Origin of the sequence: Nocardia sp. NPDC057455 (genome assembly GCF_042802775.1) — a bacterium.
In the GTDB taxonomy this organism is placed as follows: domain Bacteria; phylum Actinomycetota; class Actinomycetes; order Mycobacteriales; family Mycobacteriaceae; genus Nocardia.
This window is the reverse complement of record NZ_JBHVDM010000089.1, coordinates 21,307-28,127: the sequence shown is the minus strand read 5'-3', so window position 1 is coordinate 28,127 and position 6,821 is coordinate 21,307. Positions and strand designations below refer to the sequence as shown.

At 68.2% G+C, this 6,821-nt stretch carries 8 protein-coding genes; 3 read left to right on the top strand and 5 right to left on the bottom strand.

What is annotated here, in order from left to right; genetic code table 11:
- Positions 1–103: 103 nt before the first annotated feature.
- From ACFU5M_RS27680 to ACFU5M_RS27670, 3 genes are read right to left on the bottom strand one after another with little or no spacing between them, the layout of a single operon-like run.
- Entirely contained in the window at positions 104–541 is a 438-nt protein-coding gene (locus ACFU5M_RS27680; RefSeq protein WP_379053820.1) for a VOC family protein, read from the bottom strand.
- A gap of 58 nt (positions 542–599) precedes the next feature.
- The gene (locus tag ACFU5M_RS27675; protein ID WP_379053819.1) at positions 600–1,028 is read right to left on the bottom strand and encodes a helix-turn-helix transcriptional regulator; all 429 of its coding nucleotides are present in this window, start codon (positions 1,026–1,028) and stop codon (positions 600–602) included.
- A gap of 16 nt (positions 1,029–1,044) precedes the next feature.
- On the bottom strand, positions 1,045–2,313 hold the full coding sequence (locus tag ACFU5M_RS27670) for a geranylgeranyl reductase family protein (RefSeq protein ID WP_379053818.1): 1,269 nt from the start codon (positions 2,311–2,313) through the stop codon (positions 1,045–1,047).
- 223 nt (positions 2,314–2,536) lie between these two features.
- On the opposite strand from ACFU5M_RS27670, the gene ACFU5M_RS27665 reads away from it, so the two are divergent.
- Both ACFU5M_RS27665 and htpX read left to right on the top strand, forming a co-directional pair.
- Positions 2,537–3,577 carry a polyprenyl synthetase family protein gene (locus ACFU5M_RS27665; RefSeq protein WP_379053824.1) on the top strand — a complete coding sequence of 347 codons (1,041 nt, stop codon included), beginning with the start codon at positions 2,537–2,539 and terminating at the stop codon, positions 3,575–3,577.
- A gap of 108 nt (positions 3,578–3,685) precedes the next feature.
- Positions 3,686–4,567 (top strand): zinc metalloprotease HtpX, encoded by an 882-nt coding sequence (gene htpX, locus ACFU5M_RS27660; protein ID WP_379053817.1) that lies wholly within the window; start codon positions 3,686–3,688, stop codon positions 4,565–4,567.
- 12 nt (positions 4,568–4,579) lie between these two features.
- On the opposite strand, the gene ACFU5M_RS27655 is transcribed toward htpX, so the two are convergent.
- Complete coding sequence (locus ACFU5M_RS27655; RefSeq protein WP_379053816.1) at positions 4,580–5,044, bottom strand: MarR family winged helix-turn-helix transcriptional regulator; 465 nt, start codon at positions 5,042–5,044, stop codon at positions 4,580–4,582.
- A gap of 127 nt (positions 5,045–5,171) precedes the next feature.
- Between ACFU5M_RS27655 and ACFU5M_RS27650 the strand changes: the two genes are divergently transcribed.
- Positions 5,172–6,209, top strand: a complete 1,038-nt coding sequence (locus ACFU5M_RS27650) for a nitroreductase/quinone reductase family protein (protein WP_379053815.1) — start codon at positions 5,172–5,174, stop codon at positions 6,207–6,209.
- Here the strand turns inward: ACFU5M_RS27650 and ACFU5M_RS27645 are convergent.
- A complete protein-coding gene (locus ACFU5M_RS27645; protein WP_062968288.1) occupies positions 6,200–6,691 on the bottom strand; it encodes a YajQ family cyclic di-GMP-binding protein in 492 nt (163 codons plus the stop codon). The two genes, ACFU5M_RS27650 and ACFU5M_RS27645, sit on opposite strands and share 10 nt — an antisense overlap.
- Between the last annotated feature and the right edge of the window lie 130 nt (positions 6,692–6,821).

Below are 6,821 nucleotides of genomic sequence, written 5' to 3'. Positions count from 1 at the left end.
GCTCAACAGCGAGCGCAAATTCATCGAGGAGTGGCTGTCGGCGAAGCCGACCGCATGAACACCGGTGTTGCCCCGGCGCGCGCCGGGGCAACACCGTCGCGTCCTAGGCGAAGTCCTGCGGTGAGTATTCCTTCCGCTCCACCAGGACCAGCCAGTTCCCGGAATTGTCCCGGACGACCGCCTCGGTCCCGTAGGGCCGTTCGGCGGGCGGCTGAACGAACTCCACCCCCTTGGCGGTCAGCTCCTCGAAGGTCTTCTGGCAGTTCTCGGTTCGCAGGCCGAGCGAGCCGTGTGTGCCGTTGGCCAGCGCTCGCCGCACGGCGTCGGCGTAGTGCTCGTCCAGCGGCGGGCCCGGGATCATCAGCGTGATCTCCAGCTCCGGGTGCGCGGGATGGGCGATGGTCACCCAGCGGAAACCGTTGTCGCCCATCGTGACGTCGGCGGTCTCCACGAACCCCAGCTTGTCGATGTACCACTCTTTGGCCGCATCCTGGTCCGTGACGTACACCGTGACCAGGGAAACGTTCGTAATCGTCGTCATGCGGGCAACGCTATGGCCCGTGCCCCACCACCGGCTTCTCCGAAATTGCGCCGTTCGCTCAGCCGGGCGGTCTGCGGTCGGACAGCCCGTGCATGAAGACGAAACAGCCGGGGATGCGCGGAGCGCCGTCGGCGAACTTCGCCTGGTATTCCGACGGCGTGACGCCGACCAGCTGCCGGAACTTGCTGCTGAACGAACCGAGGCTGCTGTATCCGACCAGCATGCACACCTCGGTGACGGTGAGATTGGTCGCGCGCAGCAGATCCTGGGCGCGTTCGATGCGCCGCTCGGCCAGGTACGCGGCGGGAGTCAAGCCGTAGACCGCGGCGAACGCGCGCAGGAAGTGGTATTTCGACACCCCGGCGGCCGCCGCCAGCCCGTCCAGATTCAGCGGCTCGGCATAATGGCGGTCCGCCAGGTCCTTGGCTCGGCGCAGATGCGGCAGCAGATACAGCGCGGGCAATCCGCGCGCTCGCTGTTCGCCCATCGCACCATCCCCGTTCCTAGGCGAACGGCGGACGCTCGTCGAAACGCAGCGACGCCCGGCCGGCCATCCGCCAGGCCCGTGCGGTCAGGTCGACGTCCTCGTCGGTCACCAGGTTGCCCATCACCCGGACGGCGGTGCGCTGCAGGTACTTCGAGCGCAAGACGGGGGGACCGCCCAGCGGAACCATGCGCGGGTGGGTGGCCAGGCCCGCGATCCGGCGGGCGACGGAGAACGTGCGTCCGTAGCGGTCGCGCAGCACCTGCGGCCAGATCGCGGTGAGGTCGGGCTCGTCCAGCAGCTCGGACAGCAGGTGACCGCCCTCCAAGCCGTAATCGATGCCCTCGCCGTTGAGCGGGTTCACACAACCCGCGGCGTCGCCGATCAGCACCCAGTTGCGTCCCGCGACGTTCGAGACCGCCCCGCCCATCGGCAGCAGTGCCGAGGCCACCGCGCGCAGCGAGCCCTCGAATTCCCACTCCTGCGTGCGCTGCGCGGTGTAGTGCGCGAGCAAGGGCTTCAACGCGATGTGCGAGGGCCGGCGTTCCGTGGCCAGTGACCCGACCCCGATGTTCACCTCGCCATTGCCCAGCGGGAACACCCAGCCGTAACCGGGAACCAGCTCGCCGGAGGCGTCACGCAATTCCAAATGCGAGGTGATCCACTGATCGTCGCTACGGCCCGACTTGATGTAGGCCCGCGCCGCGGTGCCGTACGCGTACTGCCGATGCCAGACGCGCCCGAGCAACCGCCCGATCGGTGAACGCACCCCGTCGGCGACCACCAGCGTCCGGCAGGCGATCGTGCGCGTGCCGTCGGCTGTTCGCACTGTCACGCCGGTGACCCGGTCACCCTCGCGGGTGACGTCGACCACTTTCGTCCCGTCCACCATGCGCGCGCCGGACTTCATCGCCGTCTCGCGCAGTTTGTCGTCGAGTTCGGTTCGCGGAACCGCGCTTCCGTAAGTCGGGAAGGATCCGCCCGGCCAGCTCAACAGCGCCTCGCGGCCGAACCCGGCCATCCGCAGGCCGTGGTTGACGATGTGCGCGCGCACCCATTCGCCGAGGCCGAGCTGCTCCAGTTCGGCGGTCGCGCGCGGGGTCAGCCCGTCGCCGCAGGTCTTGTCCCTGGGAAAGACGGCGGAATCGACGAGCACCACGTCCCGTCCCGCCCGCGCCGCCCAAGCCGCCGACGCCGATCCGGCCGGGCCCGCGCCGACGACCAGCACCTCGGCTCGGCTGGGCAACGCGTCCTCGTCGCCCGCGGGACTCGCTTCCGGTGCACCCATGCGCTCCATACTCGCAGGGCCCGCTCGCCCATGTCGACGGCGGCCGCGCTCGCGTCGTGGACGATCACCGGCGACGCGACGCGAGAGTGGTCGATACACCACAGAGTGACGGTGTTCATGGGCCATCCGACGGGGACACGCTAGGTTCTCTACCGTGGGGTCGGACGCATCGCTGGGAGAAGAAATGAGCACATCGGCCATGAGCGAGCGCAGCGAGCGAATCATGGACACGGCGCACGGCGGGCACAGTTCAGCCGCGGGCGACGTGAACACGGTCGTGGCCGGGGTCGACCTCGGTGACGTCGAGCTGGCCGACACAGTGCGCGACGGCCTGGCCGAAGTGGAGAAACTCCTGGTCGAGGAGCTGTCCGACGGTGCGGAATTCCTTCAGGAAGCCGCGCTGCACCTGGCCAGGGCCGGTGGCAAGCGCTTCCGTCCGCTCTTCACGATCCTCACCGGACAGCTCGGCCCGCGCCCCACCGATCCCGCCCTGATCACCGCGGGCACCGTGGTCGAACTGGTGCACCTGGCCACGCTGTACCACGATGACGTTATGGACGAGGCCTCCATGCGCCGCGGCGCCCCTAGCGTCAACTCGCGGTGGGGGAACAACATCGCCATCCTCGCGGGCGACTACTTGTTCGCGCACGCCTCCCGGCTCACCTCCACCCTCGGCCCCGATGCGGTGCGCATCATCGCCGAGACCTTCGCCGAACTCGTCACCGGGCAGATGCGCGAGACCATGGGCGCACGCGAATCCCAGGACCCGGTGGAGCACTACCTGCGCGTGGTGTGGGAGAAGACCGGTTCGCTCATCGCCGCGGCCGGGCGTTTCGGCGGCACCTTCTCCGGCGCGGACGCGGAGCACGTGGAACGGCTGGCCCGTCTCGGCGACGCGGTCGGCACCGCCTTCCAGATCTCCGACGACATCATCGACATCTCCTCCGCGTCCGAGCAGTCCGGCAAGACACCCGGCACCGACCTGCGTGAGGGCGTGCACACCCTGCCGGTGCTGTACGCGCTGCGCGAGGAGGGCGCCGAAGGTGACCGCCTGCGCAAGCTGCTGGCCCGTCCACTGGAAACCGACGACGAGGTAGACGAGGCACTCGCCTTGCTCGCCGACTCCCGCGGTATGGCGCTGGCCAAGGAGAAATTGCAGGGCTACGCCGACCTCGCCTACGCCGAGCTGTCCGCCCTGCCCGACGGCCCGGCCAACGACGCGCTGGAGCGGCTGGTCCGCTACACCATCGAACGCGTGGGTTGAGATCGTGTTTTCGCCGCGGTGCGGGATTCACCGGAACTTTGCCTGAAGCTTCTTTCGTTGAGCTGCTGTAAGGCGACTCGGTGAACGGGGGAGCGGCAAGGGAGACGTATGCACGGGCACGGGTTTGCGAACGGGCTGAAGACCTTCGCGCTGATGGTGGGCCTGTCCGCCATGATCGTGTTCATCGGTGCGCTGTTCCGCAACCCGACGATCCTGATCGTCGCGATCCTGCTCGCGGTGGGCATGAACGCCTACGCGTATTTCAACAGCGACAAAATCGCGTTGAAGGCCATGCACGCGCAGCCGGTCAGCGAGCTGGAAGCCCCGGTCATGTACCGGATCGTGCGTGAGCTGGCCACCATCGCGCGGCAGCCGATGCCCCGGCTGTACATCAGCCCGACGAACGCGCCCAACGCCTTCGCCACCGGACGGAATCCACGCCGTGCCGCGGTCTGTTGCACCAGCGGCATCCTGCAAATCCTCGACGAACGGGAATTGCGGGCCGTGCTCGGCCACGAACTCTCCCACGTCTACAACCGCGACATCCTCATTTCCTCGATCGCGGGCGCGCTCGCGGCGGTCATCTCGGGCGTGGCGAACCTGGCCGTGTACATGTCGATGTTCGGCGGCAACCGCAACGGGGAGGGCCCGAACCTGCTCGCCGTGCTGCTGGTGTCGTTGCTCGGTCCGATCGCCGCGTCGCTGGTCAAGCTGGCCGTTTCGCGTTCGCGCGAGTTCCAGGCCGACCAGTCCGGCGCCGAGCTGACCGGCGACCCGCTGGCGCTCGCGTCGGCGCTGCGGAAGATCGAACGCGGCGTCCACACCGCCCCCCTCCCGCCTGAGCCCCGGCTGGCGGCGCAGTCGCATCTGATGATCGCCAACCCGTTCCGTCCCGGCGAGAAGGTCGCGCGCTGGTTCTCCACCCACCCGCCGATGAACGAACGCATCGCCCGGCTGGAGGAGATGGCAGGCGGCCCGCGCCGGTACTGAGTTCCGGCAGCGTCAGTCGTCCGAAGCCAGCTGGTCTTCGTACGCGCGGAACGTGTCGACGAACAGTTTCCGTTGCTGCGCGGTGAGCGGCTCGAGCACCGTACGCCAGGCCCGAGCGCTGCGCCCCAGCCATTTGTGCACGGACTTCTCGTGCGCCGGTGCGATGGCGACGATCGTGCGTCTCCGGTCGTCCGGGTCTGTGCCGCGCTCGAGCACGCCTTGCTTGCTGAGTTCGCCGACCATCAAGCTCACCGTCGTGGGCGCCACCTCGAGCCGGGCCGCCAGGTCGGTCACCGTGGTCGGTCCGTCGAACACCAGGTTGGCCAGCAGCGACAAGTGCCGAGGGGCGAGCGAGAACGATTCGAGTTCCCTCGGAACCCCCAGTTTCTTGGCCCGCCCGACCACGCGCGGCATGAGCAGTAGCAGCGTGCGGATGCCTTCGTCCACGCCGAGTCCGGGCCTCTCCTCGGTTGACATGCCGGCCGCCCCTTCGTAGCCTTTGCTTACAAAACATTTTTGCTTGCAAAGCAAAAATGTGACTTCATCATCAGGCTATAACCGGCGGTCGCGGTGTGTGCGTCGCGCCGTGAAAGGGGCAGCGAACATGACGGACATGACCGATCCGGAGCAGGTGCGGCCGGGGGAGTTGAACAAGGCGATCATCGCGGAGTTCCGTGCGAACGCGGGCAGAGTCGGCGGAATGTTCGAGGGGGCGTCGCTGATGCTGCTCACCACCGTCGGAGCGAGAACCGGACGCGAGCACACCGTGCCGGTCGTCTACCGCCGGGACGGCGCGCGCGTCCTGGTGTTCGGGTCCAACGCGGGCGCGGACACCCATCCCGCCTGGTTTCACAACGTGCGGGCGAATCCGGAGGTGACCGTGGAGATCGGAGTGGGGGAGCGGATCGAGACCCACACCGCGAACGCCCGAGTGCTCGAGGGCGCCGAGCGGGACCGCCACCATGCCGCCCAAGCGAGCGACGATCCGGCCTTCGCCGCCTATCGAGCGGCGACCGATCGGACCATCCCCGTGGTCGCGCTGGAGCCGGTTGCACGGAGCGGGGCGGACAGGCGCCGCTTTCTGCTGGGAGCGGGCGCGACCGCTACCGCGGCGGTGGGTGTCGCCGGCGCGACAGCACTGGCCGGGTCACCGGACGCGGCCGCGCCCGCGCAACAGCGCGCGGCGGCCATCGGCGATCACCTTCGCCACGTTCATGCCGGATTGCGTCGGGACCTCGCCGCCGTCCGGACCGGTCTCGAGCGGCACCTGCGCGCACCGGGCGTGGTGGACAGGCCGGTCCTGCCGCAAGATCTGCGCGCCCACTGCCTCGCGTTCTGCGGTGCGCTCGGCGAACATCACAACAGCGAGGACGGCGTCTTCGCCACCCTGGTCCGGCTGTATCCCGAACTCGCTGCGGTGATCGACCGGCTCAATCGCGAACACGGCGTCGTCGCCGGCGCGTTGACCGCGTTGCGGACACTCCTCGACGCCACGGAGCCGGGCGACCCGGCACGGCTGCTCACCGAATTCGACCGTCTCGCGATGGAATTGGAAACCCACTTCACCTACGAGGAGGACACCCTCGTGGAAACGCTGAACGCGACCGACCCGGCCGCGCTCCGTCCCGCCGCTCAGCGGTAGTTGACGAACTGCAGCGCGATCCCGAAATCCTCGCCCTTCAGCAGAGCGATCACGGCCTGCAGATCGTCGCGCTTCTTGCTGCTCACCCGCAGTTCGTCGCCCTGGATCTGCGCCTTGACTCCCTTGGGGCCCTCGTCGCGGATCTTCTTGGAGATCTTCTTCGCGTGCTCGGAGTCGATGCCCTGCACCAGCGAGCCGGTGATCTTATACACCTTGCCGGAGGAAACCGGCTCACCCGCGTCGAACGCCTTCAGTGAGATGTCGCGGCGGATCAGCTTCTCCTTGAACACTTCCAGCGCGGCCTTGACCCGCTCCTCCGCCTCCGCGGTGAGCACGATCTTGTCCTCGCCGGACCATTCGATCGACGCGCCGGTGCCGCGGAAGTCGTAGCGGGTGCCGAGTTCCTTCTCCGCCTGATGCAGGGCGTTGTCGACCTCCTGCCGGTCGACCTTGCTCACGACATCGAAAGACGAATCAGCCACGCTGCGCTCCTGTTCTGACGGTCCGACGGGTGAGCTGAGCGGGACGCTTCCAGCCATCGTCAGTTCTACCCGGAGACCCGAGGGTAGTCGTGTCGCAGGGCCGATAGCCAGCCGGTTTGCATTCAGGGTG